Raw genomic sequence first — 19,817 nt, 5'->3', positions numbered from 1 at the left:
GATGGAAGCATGAATTCGAAGAAAAAGACGTTCAGTAAGCGTCTTCTATACATTGTCCTGATAGGCTATGCGATCACAACTCTGATTCCATTCTTATGGGCACTCTCCTCTTCTTTTAAAACATTAGAAGAAATCATTAGCGGAACGATGAATTTCATACCGAAGAATTTCACTTTGGATAATTACAAACAGATCTTTATCGAGCAGGAGCTATTTCCTAGATGGTTATTCAATAGTTTATTCATCGCAGTAATCGGGACAGCATTGAATATCATCTTTAATTCCATGTCTGGATACGCCTTGGCGCGCTTAAGCTTTCCAGGGAAGAAGGCATTATTCATCATGATTCTCGCAGTCCTGATGATACCGGCACAAGTCACGATGATCCCAAACTATTTAATTTTAAAGGAAATCGGCTGGCTTAACTCGTATCAAGGGATGATCGTACCGGCCATGATCAATGCAACCTTCATCTTCATGATGAGACAGTTCTTCATCAACTTCCCGAAGGAACTGGAAGAGGCTGCTCAAATCGATGGTCTAAGCCGTTTCGGAATCTTCTTCAAGGTGGTATTGCCGTTAGCCAAACCGGCCTTGGCGGCACAAGCAATCTTTGTGTTCATGGGATTCTGGAACAACTTCATGACCCCATTGATTGTCATGACCGATACAGAAATGTACACACTGCCATTAGGATTGAACACCTTTAAAGGCCAATACGTCAGCTACTGGAACTATATCATGGCTGCATCCATGGTCTTTACTCTGCCGATACTCCTTCTGTATGCATTCTTTAATCGCTACTTTATTAAAGGTATTTCATTCACAGGCGGGAAATAGTAATTGGAGGGCTTCTCATTTTGGGGGCTCTCTTTTTTTGGATCAAAGTAGTGAAGGATATGTAAAAATAGAGGGGGGAAGCAGAAATCTTTATCGGTTTGCTGCTTTTTTTGCCGCTTTGGTTATAGTTTACGGTGTTGGGAGTCAATTTGGTGGGGTGTGGGGGTTCATTTTGACCACAGAGATGGATTTATCAGCGATATTTTCAATATATCAGCGAAATTCGGATTTTATCAGCGGAATCTCAAACTTATCAGCGAATGATGGCAGGCAAGCGTGGGCTCTACTATATGTGGGACACGGTGCCTGTCCCCGTGTCCCGCTCAATCGTATAGTTTTTGTAAAGATATTGCTATTTCATTGAATTTTGCAGTTGGTTTAGATATAGTGAGATAGATTGAAATTTTTGGGGGGAGATACAATGAAATCCATACATGATATTGCCATCATCATTCCTGCCTATAACCCAGATGAAAAGTTGACAACTTTAGTGAATGAAATCATTTCAGCTCAATTTTCACGAGTTATTATTGTAAATGATGGAAGTAAAAAAGAGTGTTCCGGTATATTTGAAGATTTAGAAGAAACAAAGGAATGTGTGGTGCTGCACCATAGTGTGAATCAAGGGAAAGGTCGGGCACTGAAAACGGCTTTTACATATTTTAATGAGAATTATAACGACTCAATGGGCCTCATTACGATTGATTCCGATGGTCAACATACATTGGAAGATATGAAAAAAGTAGCAGCTAAGTTATTGGAAAGTCCGACTAGTCTAGTACTGGGCTCAAGGAATTTTTCAGAAGAAAATATTCCGTTTAGAAGCAGATTCGGGAATAACCTTACAAAGGTAGTTGTGAAATTTGCCAGCGGTATCAACGTATCGGATACACAAACTGGATTGCGGGCAGTTCCTGCAATGTTTGTAGATGATTTGCTAGAGGTGAAGGGTGATCGTTATGAATACGAGATGAACATGTTGCTGGAATGTAAGAAAAAGAATATTAAAATAGAAGAAGTTAAGATCAAAACGATTTATATAGAAGAAAATAAATCATCTCACTTCAATCCCATTAAAGATTCTATCAAAATCTATTCGGTGTTCCTCAGGTTTATTGCATCCTCTTTTGCATCATTTGGGATAGACATCGTTTTATTCATGATTTTCTCATTGATGTTAAAAGAAGTGTTACCCGATTCATTTATCATCGTCTCGACAGTGCTTTCAAGGGTTTTATCTTCGTTCATTAATTTTATGATTAATAGAAACGTAGTATTTAAGTCCAGTTCATCGAATACGATGGTAAAATATTATGCCCTGAGCATCGTGCAGATGGGGGTTTCAGCGTTGGGGGTACACTATATTTATTCGGCTGTAAGTTCTGGAGAGGTAGTCATTAAGATAATCGTAGATTCTTTGTTGTTCCTGGTGAGTTTTGTGATTCAAAGAGAATGGGTTTTTAAAAATGAAGTTGGTCGTCGCGAGTTGTTGAATAATGAGTAACAGCGTTGTTTCATTTTTATTATTATTCGCTTCCTTAAGCGGATGGGGACTTCTCTCTTTCAATAGAATAAAAGTGCATATCGCTTTTATTCCTATCTTTATCTTTTCATCCATTACTACAGTTGTGTTTTGTGCAGGTTTAATTAATATTATGCCTCTAGCAGTAAATCTCATTTACTACTTGGGGCTTATTCTTTTTGTTATTTACCTTTTTCTTTATTTTAGAAGGAAACAAGCATTAATGCCGATGCTTCATCCAAGTATCATTGTATTTGCCCTGTCAATACTTGGTATGATGATTTATTTGAAGGGGCTGATCTTGACACACTATGATAATTTCAGCCACTGGGGATTAATTGTCAGGGAAATGTCACTGATCAATGGTTTACCTGACAGTTCGACGATTGTGACATTTCAAAACTATCCTCCCGGCAGTGCAGTGTTTATTTATTTCATATTGGAAGTATTAGGGAAACATGAAAGTTATGCCTTAATGGCGCAGGCGTTTTTAGCTATCTCTTGTGTCGTGACAATGTACTTCTTTAGTGAATGGAAAAGACCTGGAGTTATTCTTTTAACTATGGCGGCTGGTATTTCTCTATTGCTTGTCAATTGGGGAAGCTTTTATAACCTTTTAGTGGACATCTTATTAGGATTGGTTGCTTTCGCCTCGGTTATTGTAGCGTATTATTATAGAGGTGATTGGAAGAAGCAGCTGATCGTGAATACACCCATCCTGATCTTTCTTATGCTGCTAAAAGATAGCGGGAAAATCTTTCTGGCATTCAATGTCATTCTTATCCTGAGCTTTATTTATTTCTATTACGTACATAAGAAACCTTTGACGAAAGATGTAAGAAAGATTGTCTATAATGCTTTATTGTGGTTGATCGGGATTCCTATGTTCTTGAATTACTTATGGATAAAATATACCATCAAGGCTTACCAAACGGGTTACGGTGCAAACAAGTTCGCTGTTACACCGGATAAAGTCGCGAATAATGAAAAGTCCTCAGAGTTCATGGATCATATCGGCCCACAGTTATGGAGGGCCTCGACTAATTTAGAATCAAATAACTTTAAAGCTGTCGCTATTGTAAATATAATGGCTGTTGTCCTTCTGGTATTGATGTATGTAGTCCAAAGAAAGCTATCCAAGCTTTTGATTTTCTCCATTTTTATTTCGAATGGTTTTTACGTTCTATACATGTTCTCTCTCTATTTCATGTATGTGTATTTAATGCCGGAATTTGAGGCAGCAAGAATTGCAGGTTTCGGCAGGTATCAATCAACGATTATTATCTATGTGATTGGTATATTAATGAGTGCTGTCATCTATGAGTGGAGCCATTATTTAAACAATAAGCCTATTTCGAAAATGATTACTCTGATTCTCCTAGGGAGTCTATTCATATATCCATTTAGTGGGAATGTTAAAGTGATTGCGGAAAAACCGGAAACGATTTCCTCAATCAGATGGGAAGTGAAAAACAAATTTAGCAAGATTGCCTCAACGGGAGCCATTGATCCAGAGGTGACTTACTATAGCCCCAAGAGTAAAGATGATAGAGGATATTTGAAATATATCGTTTCATATGAACAGCTGTCCATGAACTATTCGATCACGAACGGGTTAAGTTCTGAGGAAGAAAAAGAAAAGTTCTTTACAAGCCTCAAGAATTCAGACTTTCTAGTCGTATTGGACTCTGATAAAGCGATTAATGAATGGCTATTTAAATATATAGATGTGGATAACCCTGAAGGAGTTTACAAAGTTCTGTACGAAGATGACGAGTGGACACTTGCTCCTATTTGATAAAGAAGACTATGATCCTTTTATAGGTTCATAGTCTTCTTTTTTTGTTTAAAATTTATTAAATTATGTAAAAAAATGATAGTAAATGACAATTTTCGAAGTATAATTGTCTTAGATGATTCAGATTAGAATAAAAAATGAGTCAATTCGACTGTTTAATAGATCTGGGTTGTTCCTTACATATTAATTTTGAGAGGGTTGAATGGTTTGAACAATGGAGTAAAAAAGAAGTTAAGTAGTATCGCTCTGTCAACTTTAGCTTTAGGTATGATTGCTTCTCCGGTAGGGGGTACCGTTTCGGCAGAAAAAGCCCCTACAAATGTTTTATCGAATGATGCTTATGTAAAATTAAAAATAATGGAAACGACCGATGTGCATGGAAGTTTAATGGATCATGACTATTATTCTGATAAACCTGTTGAAAATGGACTTGTTCGCCTTTCAACTCTGATCAAAAAAGAACGTGAAGAAAACCCGAATAATTTACTGCTGGATAATGGTGACCTGCTTCAAGGGAATCCATTTACTGATTTTATCGCTAAGGTTGATCCCTTAACATTTGTGAATCGTTTATCAGGTGATGATCGATATGAAACGGCAGTAGAGGTATCAAAAAAAGGCTGGGCGAAATCTGATACAGTAGTCATCGCACGTTCTGATAATTTTGCCGATGCGTTAACGGGAGCGCCATTAGCTTATCACTTGGATGCGCCGATCCTATTGACGGGCACGAAGAGCTTAAATGCAAAGACGAAGGAAGAAATCAAACGTCTTGGTGCGAAAAAAGTGATTATTTTAGGCGGGGTAAATGCCGTTTCTGCAGATGTACAAAGTGAATTAAGCAAGATGAAATTATATATTAAGAGAATCCAAGGTTCTGATCGCTATGAGACGGCCACCATGATTGCTGAGGAAGTTGGCGGAAACACAGACACTGCCATCCTTGCAGACGGATCCAACTATCCAGATGCCATTGCGATTGCACCATATGCTGCAAAGAATGGGTATCCGATTCTTCTGACAAAGAAGGATAGTGTACCAGGTACGACAACTGAATCTCTTAAAGGGAAAGATAAAACCATCATTGTAGGTGGACCTGGCGTCATCAGTGAAAAAGTTGAAAAACAACTGAAAAACCCATCACGGATTTTCGGTCAAAATCGATTTGAAACGTCACTCAAAATTGCTACTGAGTTGGATAAAGTAACGGATAAAGTGTTTGTCACAACAGGAAGAAATTTTGTGGATGGATTAACGGGATCAGTTCTCGCAGCCAAGCACGATGCTCCTGTCCTTTTAGTTGAGAAAAATGCCATGACTGATGCTGCCAAGCAATTGGTGGACAGCAAGTACGTATCCATTCTAGGTGGAGAAAATGCCGTATCTGAAGGATTAATCGAAAATGAAACACATCCGATCTATGAAGCGATGAACTTATTGAATTATGATGCCGCAACTCTTGGGAACCATGAATTCAACTATGGGTTGGAATTCCTGGAAAATAGTATCAAAGGTGCTAACTTCCCATATGTGTCTGGTAACGTGTATAAAGATGACCATGATCAGGATCCGTCAAACGATGAAAACCTTGTAAAGCCATATAAAATTGTGGATAAAGAAGTAGTCGATGAAAAAGGGAACAAGCAAACAGTCAAGGTCGGTGTCATTGGCTTCGTAGCTCCTCAAATCATGCAATGGGATAAAGCGAACCTGGAAGGCAAAGTAGTAACGGAGGACGTAGTAGCGTCAGCTGAAAAATGGGTTCCGAAAATGAAGAAGGATGGAGCAGAAGTGGTTGTTGTTCTCTCTCATTCAGGTTTTGACAAAGATAAATCCAATAAAGAAAATACCGTTTATCCACTAAGTGAGGTAGATGGAATCGATGCAATTTTATTCGGACACACTCACCTGTCCTTTCCGGGAGATGCTTCCTACAACTCACTTGAAGGTGTGGATAATAAAAAAGGAACAATCAATGGTGTGGCTGCCGTTCAAGCGAATGTTGACGGAAAAACACTTGGTGTCATTGACTTAACTCTGGAACAGGTTAATGGTAAATGGAAAGTGAAAGATTCTCAATCGGAAGTTATTTCTTCAAACGGAGCAGCAGCGGATAAAGAAATGGTTGATGTTTTAAAAGATTCCCATGACAGCACCATTCAATACATCAATGGTGAAGTAGGTCAAACGGAAGCACCTATTCACAGCTTCTTTGCACGGGTACAGGATGATCCATCCGTACAAATTGTCAGCAACGCTCAAAAAGAGTATGTAGAGAATGCGTTAAAAGGAACTGAATACGAAGATCTTCCTGTCCTTTCATCTGCAGCTCCTTTTAAAGCTGGAAGAAATGGGGCCAGTGAGTACACAAACATTCCTAAAGGAACAGTGACGATTAAAAACGTTTCTGACCTTTACAAGTATCCAAATACGGTTCAAGCATTACTTTTAACAGGTGCCGAAGTAAAAGAATATATCGAATGGACAACAGGGAACTTCAATCAAATCGATCCGACGATAACAGAGGAACAATCTTTGATTAATAAGGATTTCCAAGCTTACAACTTTGATACGATCGATGGTGTGACGTATGAAGTGGATGTAACGAAGCCTGCCAAATATGATCAGTCCGGGAACGTGATTAATGCAGGAGCAAGTCGTGTGAAAAACTTAATGTTTAATGGTAAGCCGGTAGAGGAAAATCAGAAGTTTGTCGTGGCTACGAATAACTATCGTGCTTCATTTACTAAGCTTGCGAATCCTGATGGGAAACGAGTCATCTATGTTTCACCAGACGAGAATCGTCAAGTAGTCATGAACTACATTATTAAAAACAAAACGATTAATCCAACTGCAGATAAGAACTGGACGTTTGCACCGGTTTCGGGAAAGGTTGATGTCACCTTTGAGTCTTCTCCAGAAGCAAAAACGTTTGCTCAGCAAACATCGAACATCCATCATGTCGGAGAAAGTACAAATGGATTCCATAAATACAAGATTGATTTTCCAGCAGAAGAGCCCTTTGAAGTTCAATTATTAGGCATCAATGATCTTCACGGTCAATTGGACACATATAACAAAGGATTGAACGCTGGGGGGATTGAATACTTGGCTGCCCATTTAAAAGAACGTGAAGCAACGAATCCTAACACACTTATGGTGCATGCAGGAGATATCGCAGGGGCGAGTTCTCCGGTATCTGCGTTATTACAAGATGAACCAACGATCAAAATGCTAAATGAAATCGGTTTTGATGTAGGAACTGTAGGAAACCATGAGTTTGACGAAGGTGTAGATGAAATGATGCGCCTGATCGACGGTGGAAGACATTCAAAAACCTACTCTAAATATGGGGTATTTGAAGGGGCGAATTTCCCTTATGTAGCGGCAAACGTAGTGGATAGCAATACGAAAGAACCGATTCTTTCTCCATATGTGGTAAAAGAGGTTAACGGGGTTCCTATTGGGTTTATCGGAATTGCTTTCTCTGATACACCGGGAATTGTCACACCGAGTGGAACAGAGGGAGTCACATTTACAGATGAAGTCGAAGCGATTAACAAATATACAGAAGAACTTAAGGAGAAGGGTGTAGAGGCGATTGTCGTCCTTTCCCATAACCCTGTGAAATCAAACACTGATGGATCCAACCCTTCAGAAGAACTGGCTGATATGGCAACAAAAGTAGACGATGAAGTGGATATTATGTTTGGTGGACACAATCATCAGTATGCAAATACGATTGTGGATGGAAAGCTTCTTGTTCAATCGTATTCTTATGGTACAGCGTTTTCGGATGTGGATTTCGTGATTGATCCGGACACCAAGGATATCACGTCGAAAAAAGCGGAAATCGTTTCTGCCGTTAGAACCATCACGCCAGATGCCCGGATTAAAGACATGCTGGATGAATATCTTGCAGATGTCGCACCTATCCTGAATGTGAAAATTGGGAACACAACAAACGGAATCAGCAGGGTTCAAAATGCCGATGGTGAGTCTGCCATGGGTAATCTGATCGCAGACGCTATGAGAAGTCATACGGGAACAGACTTTGCCTTTATGAACCCAGGCGGCATCCGTGCAGAAATCGATGCAGGAGAAATCACATGGAAAGAAGCCTTCACTGTTCAGCCGTTCGGTAATGACCTTGTAACGATGGATCTGACTGGACAGCAGGTCTATGAACTTTTCGAATCCCAATGGGCGAAAGATCCTAATGCACCAAGAATCTTACAGATTTCCGGATTGAAGGTTTCGTATGATAGCAGTAAACCTGAAGGAAGCAGAATTAAATCCGTTACAACCGGGGACGATCAACCACTTGATCTGGCAAAAACATACTCCATTACGGTAAACAACTTTATGGCAGGCGGCGGGGACGGATACTCGGTTCTATTAGAAGGTAAGAACCAAGTCATTGATATCGTAGATTTAGAAGCTTTTGTAAACTATATCAAAGCACAAGGGACAGTAGATCCTGTTGAAGAAGGACGTATTTTGAAGGTTAATAAGTAAGGATTTGTTGGAAAGCACCGGAATAATCCGGTGCTTTTTTTGTATTATTTTTTGGGGATAAGTAGCATGATTGGTTGATATGGATGGGGATAGGGTAAATGCCAGGCACCTGAATAGTCAATTATCCCTTTAAATGATTCCGAGTTTTCCTGCAGCCACTCCCATTCATCACAAAAAAACAGCGAACCCAACAAAGGTTCGCTGCTCTCCTTTTCATTACGCTCCTGCCCAAACATCCTTGGCGTATCGACCATCTTCTTCAAGTGATCCCAGCCATGCGGCAGCTTCTTCTCTCGTTGTTTGATAGAAATGCATATAGCTTTCCACTAATGTGTGCTCCACATCAGGTGCCATTTTACCACCGTCTCCACAGATGTATAAGCGGCCGCCATCTTTCAGCAAAGGAAGAATGTCTTCAGCGCTTTCCGCCAAACGGTGCTGGACGTATGTCTTTTCTTTACCAGGGCATCTTGAGAAAGCCGTGTGAAGAGTGACGATTCCATCTTGTTCGGCCTTCTCCAATTCCTCTTGATATAAGAAATCATGTTGTGGATTGCGGCAGCCGAAGTAAAGATGGGCTGCACCAAGAGTTTCTCCTTTTTCTTTAAGAATCCGGCGAGCCTGAATAAATCCTCTAAATGGTGCAATTCCTGTCCCGGGTCCGATCATGACGATTGGTGTTTCGGTTTCGTCCGGAAGCTGGAAGTTCGACTGAGGTGTAGATATAAAGCACGCTACTTTATCTCCTTCGGAACGTTCCGCCAGATAGTTTGATGCAATTCCTTTGTATTCTCCATTTCCGCTCCATGCAGCTCCGCGAACCACGCTGACCGTGATGCTCGCTTCTCCTTCTTTATTAAGGGGAGAGCTTGAAATAGAGTAGTATCTTGCTTTTAGTGCCGGGAGTAAAAGCAGGAAAGCTTCAAACGGGATTTCACATGCAAGATACTTTTCCACCAGGTCCAGCATTGTGATCCGTTTACCGAGAATTTCCCTTTTATATGTTTCATCCCCCAATAGTGCTTCAAGCTCCATTACATGGGGAGGACATACCGTGTGAGCCGCAAGTGCCCGGATTTGCGAACGGGTAGCGGGTTCTTGGAATTCCACATAATTAGAGAGTAATTCCTTAAGGTTCACTGGCTTCTCTGTTGGAAGGTGGACTGCTTTTCCCGGATCCCCAGTAAGTTGGACATAGTCTTCGCCGTTTAGGTTGAATCGACTGAGCACTCGCTCGACAAGAACGCCAGGATTACGCGGAAGCACTCCGATATGGTCACCTTCCTGATAATCTACACCCTCTGGAAGAGTCAACTCAATATGTCTTGTATTCCTTCCACTTTCCTCATGCTGCAATTCAATATTTCTACTTACCACAGATGTAAAAGCATGATGAGTGCGGGCGATTGGTGTGTCACTGACATCACTGACAACATTCATCGTGATCGAGCTGCTGTCTTCGCCGTTTTGATGAAGTTCAATGTTCAATTCTTTTGCCAGGTTCGGCCAAAGTTCATCCGACCATTTCTCGTAATCTCCTTCAAAATCGTCGCTTGCATCACCATGCCCTGTGTTTGCCAGGCGATGAGCTCCTTTTTGTTCCATCTGCTCATCAATGAAGGTAGGGATGCGTTGGTACGTAGTCGCCCAGTTGTGATCGCCACATCCGAATACCGCATAGCGAACATTGTTCAGCGTCCCTTCCTCCGTTTCTTTTAGCCAAGAAACGAATGCGTCCGCATTGTCCGGCGGATTTCCGTTATAAGAAGCAGAGACAATGAGAACCGCTCCTTCTGCCGGAAGCCCACCCGTATAATCATTTAAAGGAGCAACCTCGGCTTTAAAGCCTTGTTGACGACCTGTTTCAGCAAGATCGCGGGCGATTCCTTCGGCTGTTCCCATGTTTGATCCGAACAGAATATAGAGTGGTGTACCATGAGAAGACTCTATAGAAGCTTGTGCTGCTTTTGTTTCAGATTTCACTTCTTCAGGAGAAGCATTGGTAAAGGACATGCCCGGTTTCCGCGGTGAAACGCGCATCGTGAAACCATCTGGCTTGAGGGTCAAGGTTTCTTTTACTTCCAATTGATATTCTTTATGATCAATCAGATCAAAGTGTTGCAAAACCATTCCGAGAACAAGGGTCGCTTCGTGAAGGGCAAACTGCTGTCCGATGCAGGCACGCTGCCCGTTTCCGAAAGGTTTGTAAGCATGGTATGGAATAGCAGACGGATCCTCAAAGCGCTCTGGTCTAAACGATTCCACGTCATCTCCCCAAACGGATGGATCACGGTGAAGCTCAGGAATAATAAGGGTGAATACATCATCTTTCTTAACTTTGTATTGTCCGTTTAGCGTCGTGTCGTCCTTTGCATGTACGGAAAATGCCGGTGCAGTCGGCCATAGACGAAGAGCTTCATTAAGCACCATGCGAACATATTTCAATTTTTTCACCTGTTTATAATCTGGAATGTCACCCCCCAGCACTTCATCCACTTCTTGTTGTGCTTTCTTCAATTTATCCGGATTATTCATGAGATAGTAAATGGCAAACGATAGTAGACCACTCGTTGTTTCGTGTCCGGCAATTAAAAACGTAATGATTTGAAAACGGATGTTTTCATCATCCAACGCTTCACCCGTTTCCGGATCAGTTCCCTTTAACATATGGGAGAGCAGGTCATCCTCGCCCTGATCACCATTTTGTTTACGTTCGGCAATTAATTCATCAACGACAGAGAACAGGTATTGAATGTCCTCTTTGAATTGTTTTCTTGATTTAACCATCAATTTATCTTGAACACCAAGCCGCTGTGTTTGACTCATGGCTTCGTCCATTGCCCGAACCATACTGTCGACAAATGGGTGGGCGTTTTCCCGGTAAAAGCTGTTAAAGCGGTAATTAAATCCGCAAAGGCCGATCGTATCCAACGTTAAGCGAGTCATATCTTCAGGAACATCGATTTCATCAGCCGGATTTAAACGGGCCCACTTCTGAATAAGTTGGGTGGCGAGATCGACCATTTTCGCGTGATAGCCTTTCATTGCCTGCTGGCTGAAGCTTGGAAGCAGGATATTATGGGCCTTTTTCCAATTATGTTCCGTCGTTTCGCTTGTGAAAAGGCCGTCGCCGCCAAATGCTCTTACTTTTTGCAGGGCCGGGCCGACTTTCTTATCAAAGCGTGTTTCGTCGCATATTTCTTCAGCAAGGGAGGCACTCGATACAAACGTACTGATGCGCCCTGGAAATTGAAACTGAAAGATCGGGCCAAGTTCTCTTGCAAGCTTCATATAGGATTGAAGAGGTTTGTCTTTATCGATGACCGGCAAACTGCCGAGGGGTCCATACGTCTTTGGCTGTGGAAGTTGGTTTGACTTTGTCATTTAATAGCACCTCTTTTTAAAGATTGATAACGGAATGAACGTTCATTCCGTTTGGTGTATGAGAAACAAATCATTTCTCATTCGTGTAAGCGTACGGCGTCCCACATACTTTTTTCAACATGTTCCAATAGTTGTGCTTCCGGTTCCAGCTCCCCGATACGCACCAATCGCTGAAGCTCAAGAAACGCTCCGTAAACAATGGCAATCAACGCGGAGGAAGGAAGCTCCTTAATTTCTTTTTTTTCTTTTCCTGAATCGAAGAAATTCTTTAGGATATCGAGCAGTCCTTGAAAGCTATCATGACTAACTTTGTCTAAAAAGTGGGCACTGCTATGTGTTTTAATAAAATAAAGTGCATGGCTCTGCTTTGTTGTAAATAGAATCATGGCTTTAAATATATGATGAAATTGATCGCGAATGGTTTCATCATAGGGGAAATCTTTTTCAAGAGTTTCCGTAAATATCCCTACATACTCTTGAAAGAGCTTGTTGCCAAGCACTTCTTTATTTTCAAAGTAACGATAGATGGTACCGGCTCCGACTCCTGCCGATGTCGCAATCATTGGAATCGTAGTCGCGTCGTATCCACGCTCAGCGAAAAGGACCAACGCGCTTGATATAATGCTGTCTCGTTTATTTATTGCAGTTGCCATAGGATTCAGCCTTTCATGGGTTAAATACGGAATGAATATTCATTCCTACTCATTGTATACCCAGTAAAATACCATCTCAATCACACAATGTACCCAATATTTGTGAAGGTTTTGTTAACGGATGGTTTTAGTAAGAGTCACTTTTAGGAAAGGAGTTGGTCGTCCTATATGTGGTTTTTGTACAGGTGACATTAGAAGTACTGTTTGCAATATGAAGGGTGTTTCACGACAAAAAAGCAAATCCGCTTTTACGGATTTGCTTCACATTCTAACGATTCTCTTTCACTGAACGCCTTACTATTAATTCAGTCGTCAACTTATAATAAGGATCGACTTCCTCTTTAGCCAGCTTCTGAAAGATAAGATGAACAGCGAGTGCGCCGGCTTCGTATTTCGGCTGCCTCATTGTGGTCAAAGGGGGGGATACGTACTCTGCCAGTTGAATATCATCGAATCCGATAATCGAAATATCTTCTGGAACGCTGAATTTCTTTTCAGATAGAGCTTGTAATCCTCCAATGGCCATTTCATCATTGGCGTAAAAGATCGCTTGGGGAATATCTTGTTGTGCAATGAGCATTTTCGTTGCTTTGTATCCGCCTTCACGTGTAAATCCGCCTGATGTCTTCCATTTAGAACGATAGGTGATGCCGTGTTTTTCCAGGGCTTGTTTAAATCCTTGGAAACGAAGTTCATTATCGTGGGAGTTATATGGACCGCTGATATAGGCAATGTCACGGTGACCATTCTCTATCAGATGTTCCGTTGCTTGAAAAGCCCCCTCGACATTGTCCACTTCCACCTGGAGAACATGGTCATGTTTAATATCCCGGTCCAACACGACGATAGGGAATCCTTCGCGGGTGGATTCCAATATTGTTTCGTCTGTTATGTTGTGAGCTAGAATGATGACCCCATCGACTCGTTTTTCTCTCAAAAATTTAATAGCCGTAGATTGGGCACCGCCAATTGAACTGCAGGCTATGAGATCATACCCATTAGTAGAGGTCACATCCTGGACGCCTTTAATTAATTCAGAATAATAAGGGCCTGATAAATCACTTAAAATCAGGGCGATGGTATTCGTGTTGGTTCGTTTTAAATCGGATGCGAGTCCGTTCTTTTGATAGTTCAATTGCTTTGCTGCATCCAATACTTTCTTTCGTGTTTCTTCGCTTACTTTGTTGCTGTTATTTAAAGCGTAGGAGGCCGTTGAAACGGCTACTCCTGAAAGCTTTGCTACATCTTTGATTGTTGCCATTTATTCACATCCTATGATTGCTATATGAATAGCGGTTGTTCATCTCTGTATTTAAAATCCATTATACATTTATAGTATGGGTATTCACACTCTCGACTAATAGAGATTGATATTTTTCCCCGTCACTATTTAATCCCCGACATCGTAAAGCCCTCGACGATATATTTTTGAAAGAAAGAGAAGATGATGATAATCGGTACGACCATGAATGCTGCTCCAGCCATTTGAAGACCGAAGTTATTCGCATACTGCCCTTGAAGCAGGGATAGTCCTACTGACAGGGTGTAGAGACTTTCATCATTGGCGATGATCAACGGCCATAGGAAGCTGTTCCAAGCTCCGATAAACGTCAGGATTCCCTGTACAGCAAAGATAGGCTTCGCGATCGGAACGATTAATTTAAAGAAGATATAAAATTCTCCTGCCCCATCAAGTCGGGCTGCTTCAAGCAAATCAGTTGGAATCGTGGTCATAAACTGTCTAAATAGGAAGATACTGAATGCTGCTGCAAGCCCGGGCAGGATGATTCCGGCCATCGTATTGGTCAAGCCCATCTCATTTAAAATCAGGTAAACGGGAATCATCGTGACTTGTGCAGGAATCATCATGGTTGCAAGCACAATATAGAAGATTTTTTCTTTCCCTTTAAAATGAAACTTAGCAAATCCATAGCCAGCCATGGCATTAAAGAATAATCCTAAAAAGGAAAATAAGACGATGACAAGGGTATTTCTCAAATACACACCAAAGTTCATGCTTTCAAATAAGTTAAGATAGTTTTCCAATGTAGGATTCTCTGGGAACAAGGTAGGTGGTATTTGCAATACTTCACTTTCAGGTTTAAATGAGCTTGAAATCATCCAAATGAAAGGGATGGAAACAAGGATTCCACCAAGAATCATGAGTAAGGCAACCAGCGTTTTTTCGGTTTTTCGTTTCATTGTATTTACTTTCATTGTTTCAGCCCCGATACTAATAAATTTTCAGACTTAATATTCTGTATCAGATTTTCTAAGCTTGAATTGGAATAGCGTAATCAAAATGATAAAGATAAATAGAATAAAGGAACCTGCTGCGGCATAACCAAATTCACTGAATTGGAAGCCTTTTTTGTAGATGAATAGCGCCATGGAAATCGTGCCATCCAGTGGACCGCCATTAGTCATGACAAATGGTTCTTCGAAGAATTGCAACCAGCCGATCAGGGTGGTGATCGTCACAAAGAAAGTAGCATACCTCAATAATGGAATCGTGACATTGAAAAGGACCTGCAATCGATTGGCACCATCCATCTCAGCAGCCTCGTAATAGGATTTCGGTATCCCTTGCAAGGCAGCAAGGAAGATGATCATATTGATTCCGATTCCCTTCCATACGGCTAAAACAATCAACGATAGTTTCGCAATCGTTGGCTCTCCTAACCAAGGAATTTTATCCACATCCAATAGTGATAATAGGTAGTTAAACAAACCGTACTCAGTGTTGTATAGAAATCCCCAAATCACTGCGACGGCAATGATATTTGTGATGGATGGCATGTAGTACACGCCACGAAACACTTTGAATAACGTGCTTGTTCCGTAGTTCAGCAGCAAAGCAATTCCCAACGAAAAAATAATGACAAGGGGAACGCCGATGACAACATAAAACAACGTATTAATGATCGACTTATGAAATAAATCATCCGTTATCAACTTGGTATAATTCTCAAGCCCGATGAAACTGATGTTGGACCAATCGGCTAAGCCCTTTAAGTCAAGATCTGTAAAGCTTATAAAGAACGCTACAATGATCGGAATGATACTAAAGACAGTCAATATGATAACCGCAGGAGCTATAAACACATATGGATGTTTATTGTTTTTACTGAATTTGAATCCATTGCCCATGATATCCCACCTAACTAAAACTACGCTTCGTAAAGGCCAGCTTGCTAAAAATGGAGCTCAGGCAAAGGTGTGATCCATATGCCTGCAACTCCAAATATACCTTACTATAACTTCATAATAGAAGCGTTTGTTTCATTTATTTTCGTCTAAAATGATTCGTTTACTCTTCTACCATTTCTTGTGCTTTTTTATTAAACTGTTCTAATTCTTTATCTAAGTCAGCGTCGCCAACGGTAACTCTCTCAATAGTTGAAAGGAATTCCTGTGCGATCTTTTCAAACTCTTTGATTTGTGGAGAAGCTTTAGTAGATTTCAGCTGTTCCCCGAACACGGATAATAGTGGGTCGTCTTTTAATTTTGGCTCTTCCCATGCTTCTTTTCTTGATGGAAGCGTATTGGACATTTCCAGCCATTCCATTTGTGTATCGACTTCATTCACATAGGAGATGAATTTAAGGGACTCGTCTACATTCTCTGAATTATGGAAGATAGAGAAGTTCGCTCCACCCATGCTTGATGTATTCTTTTCTTTCTTCGGCATAACGGCCACTGACCATTTATCCTTAAGATCCGGAGCCTGGTCATTAATGATATTGATCATCCATGGACCACTGAAGAACATCGGTTTCACACCGTCTTTGAACGCTTGGACAATATCCATTCCTTCAGTAGTAGGGCTGATTCCTTCTTTAAAGTAGCTTGTATAGTATTCTATCGCTTCTTTAAATTCAGGACTATCGAAATTCATCTTATCTTTACCTTCAAATTCATACCCATTTTGCCAAGCAAAGATAAACGGTGTGATTTGGTCGTTGCGGTCGATATCAAGGCCGTAAACGTCATCGCCTCTATCGTTTAACTTCTTAGCGGCATCTTTCATTTCATCCCAAGTAGCAGGAGCTTGATCGTATCCTGCTTCTTTTAAGAGGTCAGTTCGGTAGTATAAAACACGAGTATCGATATACCAAGGAATCCCGACCACTTGATCATCATAGGTCATAGAGTCCGCAGAACCCGCGAAATAATTCTCAGGTTTGAAATCCGGGTAATCTTCTAAATATGGAGTTAAATCAAGCAACGCTCCTGCGTCTGCAAACTCCGGAACCCAGGTTGTTCCCAGTTGAAGAACATCTGGTCCATTTTTTGAAGCAACAGCTGTTAGTAGTTTGTCATGAGCCGTTTCCCAAGGAATCGCTTGTACCTTTACTTTGATATCTGTGTTTTCTTTTTCAAATTCTTTAGCAAGTTTATTAAGCTTCTTACCTTCTTCACCCATTGCCCAGACAGTGATGGTTTTCTTCCCATCTTCAGACTCGCTTCCACCGCCGCATCCCGCTAATACAGTAGATAACGCCAGTACACAAATCATAAAGAAAGACCACGTTTTCTTTTTCATACCTTCATCTCCATTTCTATTAGTTTGAAACCCTATTAAAAAAATTGAATCAGAGGTGGTAAGAGTTAATTTCTTGTTATGGAAAATATCTTACCTGGTGTTATTGAAACGTTTCGATGACTATATTATAATCAAAGGTGTATCCGCTTTCAATACTTTTCTGAAAAATACTAGAATTTTAAGATTCATTCCATATTATACCTATATATATCTTATATAACTTGTTGTTATAACAAGGTTTTTAGAAGGGTAGTAGTGCTAGATTCTATAGTTGACTGACCAAACATTTACCTTTATACTTTTCTTCAATTGTTAATCGAAACGTTTCAATAATTTGAAAGAACCAAAATGAATAACCCAATTGGAGGTTCTACTTATGAAAGAAAATAAACTGACTGCATTACTTAACCAAATGACGTTGGATGAAAAAATTGCTCAGCTTACCCAACTTGCTACTCCTTTTTTTAAAGGGGCAAGCGATCAAGGGGAAATTACCGGCCCGATGGTCGACATGGGGATTGACGAGGAAGTTGTCCGAAATAGTGGATCCGTATTGGGGGCTTCTGGTGCAAGAAACGTCATAAACATTCAACGTACACATATGGAAGAAAACAGACTGGGCATTCCTTTATTAGTCATGTCCGATATTGTACATGGTTTCAAAACGATCTTTCCGGTACCACTTGGGATCGGATGCTCATGGGACCTGGAGCTTGCGGAAAAGAGTGCGGAAATTGCTGCAAAAGAAGCAGCAGTATCAGGAGTCCATGTAACGTTTGCCCCGATGGTTGATCTCGTTCGCGATCCTCGCTGGGGAAGAGTGATGGAGTCTACAGGTGAAGACTCCTTTTTAAACAGTCAATTTGGCAGAGCAGTTGTGAGAGGGTTTCAAGGGAAGGATCTGACTCACGATCATAACCGTGTGGCAGCTTGTGTCAAACACTTTGCCGCCTATGGTGCAGCTGAAGGCGGACGTGATTATAACACAGTTGATATGTCGGAGCGGGAACTCAGGGAAACCTATTTACCTGCATACAAAGCGGCTCTTGATGAAGGCTGTGAAATGGTCATGACCGCTTTTAATACGGTGTTCGGAATACCGGCTACAGGAAATAAGAAGCTTATGCGATCCATACTTCGAGAAGAAATGGGATTCAAGGGAGTTCTTATATCGGATTGGGGAGCAGTGAAAGAAATGATCCCCCATGGTGTGGCAGAGGATGAGAAGGAAGCTGCCCTTAAAGCGATCACAGCCGGCGTTGATATCGAAATGATGACTTCGACATATGTGAAATACTTAAAAACGCTGGTGGAAGAAAAAGCAGTAGATGAATCCATCATTGACGAAGGCGTTTTACGAATTTTAGAGCTTAAACAAAAGTTAGGATTATTCGAGAATCCTTACCGCGGTGCAAATGAATTGCTTGAACAAGAAGTGGTGTTGAGCTCCGAACACCGTGTGGCAGCTCGTAAACTAGCAGCAAAGTCTTGCGTTCTATTAAAAAATGAGAGTGTTTTACCTTTAAAACGGAGCCAGAATATTTCACTTATTGGACCTTTTGCTCAAAATAATGACATCCTTGGGCCTTGGTCATGGTTAGGATCGAAAGAAGATGCCGTGACATTAATGGATGGAATGAAGATGAAAGTGGAGTCTTCTCACCTTACGATTGCTAAAGGATCTGAAATTGAAACGGTTTCTGAAGAGCAATTGCTTGAGGCTGAGAGAGTGGCGGAGGAAGCAGATATCATCGTTCTGGCACTTGGTGAGGATTCTGAAATGAGCGGGGAGGCAGGGTGTAGGGCGAATATTAAACTACCTGATGCCCAGCTGGAACTTGTTTCGCGATTGAAGAAATTAAATAAACCGATGGTGGCCATTCTATTTAATGGCAGACCACTGGATTTACATGGGGTCATCGACCAGGTAGACGCGGTCCTCGAAGCCTGGTACCCCGGAACGGAAGGCGGGGCAGCGGTTGCCGACCTATTATACGGGGATGAAAATCCATCCGGACGCCTGACCATGTCCTTCCCATATAGTGTAGGACAGGTGCCGGTTTATTATAATCACTTCAATACGGGGAGACCAAAGGGAGCACCGGATGCCCAGGTCCGTTATGTCTCTCAATACCTGGATATTCCGAATGATCCTCTTTTACCGTTTGGTTTCGGTTTAAGTTATACCTCATTTTCGTATACCGACATGACGATTGCTGAATCTGTTATGACACCCAATCAGCCGATTACCGTTTCTGTTACCGTAACAAACAGCGGATCTAAGAGAGGCGAGGAAGTCGTTCAGCTATATGTGCGGGATGTGAGTGGGGAAGTGATCCGCCCATTAAAGGAACTGAAGGATTTCCGGAAAATTGCCCTGGAACCGGGAGAGTCGAAGCTGGTTACCTTTACCCTATCAGAATCACAGCTACGTTATCATCATTCAGATTTACAATTTGACAGTGACCCGGGGACATTTATTGCCTATGCAGGTCCAAATAGCAAAGAAGGAATGGAGCAATCTTTTACATTAGTAAAATAGACGAAACGAGGGGA

General features: G+C 41.3%; 11 protein-coding genes. 5 read left to right on the top strand and 6 right to left on the bottom strand.

Annotation, left to right across the window (positions count from 1 at the left end; all coding sequences use genetic code 11):
* Positions 1–9 precede the first annotated feature (9 nt).
* From ACFQWC_RS11815 to ACFQWC_RS11800, 4 genes are all read left to right on the top strand, one after another.
* Positions 10–840, top strand: coding sequence for a carbohydrate ABC transporter permease (locus ACFQWC_RS11815; RefSeq protein WP_377107462.1), 831 nt, complete (start codon positions 10–12; stop codon positions 838–840).
* Positions 841–1,261: 421 nt separating this feature from the next.
* A complete protein-coding gene (locus tag ACFQWC_RS11810) occupies positions 1,262–2,344 on the top strand; it encodes a glycosyltransferase (protein ID WP_377107460.1) in 1,083 nt (360 codons plus the stop codon).
* The gene (locus tag ACFQWC_RS11805) at positions 2,337–4,160 is read left to right on the top strand and encodes a hypothetical protein (RefSeq protein ID WP_377107458.1); all 1,824 of its coding nucleotides are present in this window, start codon (positions 2,337–2,339) and stop codon (positions 4,158–4,160) included. The genes ACFQWC_RS11810 and ACFQWC_RS11805 overlap by 8 nt, the downstream gene beginning before the upstream one ends.
* Before the next feature lie 207 nt (positions 4,161–4,367).
* Entirely contained in the window at positions 4,368–8,678 is a 4,311-nt protein-coding gene (locus ACFQWC_RS11800; protein ID WP_341357647.1) for a bifunctional 2',3'-cyclic-nucleotide 2'-phosphodiesterase/3'-nucleotidase, read from the top strand.
* A 216-nt stretch (positions 8,679–8,894) separates the two neighbouring features.
* Here the strand turns inward: ACFQWC_RS11800 and ACFQWC_RS11795 are convergent, their stop codons facing one another.
* The 6 genes from ACFQWC_RS11795 to ACFQWC_RS11770 all read right to left on the bottom strand — a co-directional run bounded on the left by ACFQWC_RS11795 (position 8,895) and on the right by ACFQWC_RS11770 (position 17,261).
* Positions 8,895–12,062 (bottom strand): bifunctional cytochrome P450/NADPH--P450 reductase, encoded by a 3,168-nt coding sequence (locus ACFQWC_RS11795; RefSeq protein ID WP_377107455.1) that lies wholly within the window; start codon positions 12,060–12,062, stop codon positions 8,895–8,897.
* Positions 12,063–12,139: 77 nt separating this feature from the next.
* Positions 12,140–12,715, bottom strand: coding sequence for a TetR/AcrR family transcriptional regulator (locus ACFQWC_RS11790; protein WP_377107453.1), 576 nt, complete (start codon positions 12,713–12,715; stop codon positions 12,140–12,142).
* A 268-nt stretch (positions 12,716–12,983) separates the two neighbouring features.
* The gene (locus ACFQWC_RS11785; RefSeq protein WP_299744600.1) at positions 12,984–13,976 is read right to left on the bottom strand and encodes a LacI family DNA-binding transcriptional regulator; all 993 of its coding nucleotides are present in this window, start codon (positions 13,974–13,976) and stop codon (positions 12,984–12,986) included.
* Positions 13,977–14,101: 125 nt separating this feature from the next.
* Positions 14,102–14,932, bottom strand: coding sequence for a carbohydrate ABC transporter permease (locus ACFQWC_RS11780; protein WP_377107451.1), 831 nt, complete (start codon positions 14,930–14,932; stop codon positions 14,102–14,104).
* A gap of 33 nt (positions 14,933–14,965) precedes the next feature.
* Positions 14,966–15,865 carry a carbohydrate ABC transporter permease gene (locus ACFQWC_RS11775; protein WP_299744609.1) on the bottom strand — a complete coding sequence of 300 codons (900 nt, stop codon included), beginning with the start codon at positions 15,863–15,865 and terminating at the stop codon, positions 14,966–14,968.
* A gap of 160 nt (positions 15,866–16,025) precedes the next feature.
* The gene (locus ACFQWC_RS11770; RefSeq protein WP_299744612.1) at positions 16,026–17,261 is read right to left on the bottom strand and encodes a sugar ABC transporter substrate-binding protein; all 1,236 of its coding nucleotides are present in this window, start codon (positions 17,259–17,261) and stop codon (positions 16,026–16,028) included.
* Between the two features lie 376 nt (positions 17,262–17,637).
* Here ACFQWC_RS11770 and bglX point away from each other — a divergent pair, with 376 nt between their 5' ends.
* Positions 17,638–19,803, top strand: a complete 2,166-nt coding sequence (bglX, locus tag ACFQWC_RS11765) for a beta-glucosidase BglX (RefSeq protein WP_377107448.1) — start codon at positions 17,638–17,640, stop codon at positions 19,801–19,803.
* Positions 19,804–19,817: the final 14 nt, after the last annotated feature.

Source organism: Rossellomorea sp. GCM10028870 (assembly GCF_042666755.1).
In the GTDB taxonomy this organism is placed as follows: domain Bacteria; phylum Bacillota; class Bacilli; order Bacillales; family Bacillaceae_B; genus Rossellomorea.
This window is presented reverse-complemented; position numbering and strand designations above follow the sequence as displayed.

Coding starts and splice junctions, on each gene's coding strand:
- ACFQWC_RS11815 (WP_377107462.1), top strand. CDS start 10: ATGAATTCGAAGAAAAAGACGTTCAGTAAGCGTCTTCTATACATTGTC.
- ACFQWC_RS11810 (WP_377107460.1), top strand. CDS start 1,262: ATGAAATCCATACATGATATTGCCATCATCATTCCTGCCTATAACCCA.
- ACFQWC_RS11805 (WP_377107458.1), top strand. CDS start 2,337: ATGAGTAACAGCGTTGTTTCATTTTTATTATTATTCGCTTCCTTAAGC.
- ACFQWC_RS11795 (WP_377107455.1), bottom strand. CDS start 12,062: ATGACAAAGTCAAACCAACTTCCACAGCCAAAGACGTATGGACCCCTC.
- ACFQWC_RS11790 (WP_377107453.1), bottom strand. CDS start 12,715: ATGGCAACTGCAATAAATAAACGAGACAGCATTATATCAAGCGCGTTG.
- ACFQWC_RS11785 (WP_299744600.1), bottom strand. CDS start 13,976: ATGGCAACAATCAAAGATGTAGCAAAGCTTTCAGGAGTAGCCGTTTCA.
- ACFQWC_RS11780 (WP_377107451.1), bottom strand. CDS start 14,932: ATGAAAGTAAATACAATGAAACGAAAAACCGAAAAAACGCTGGTTGCC.
- ACFQWC_RS11775 (WP_299744609.1), bottom strand. CDS start 15,865: ATGGGCAATGGATTCAAATTCAGTAAAAACAATAAACATCCATATGTG.
- ACFQWC_RS11770 (WP_299744612.1), bottom strand. CDS start 17,261: ATGAAAAAGAAAACGTGGTCTTTCTTTATGATTTGTGTACTGGCGTTA.
- bglX (WP_377107448.1), top strand. CDS start 17,638: ATGAAAGAAAATAAACTGACTGCATTACTTAACCAAATGACGTTGGAT.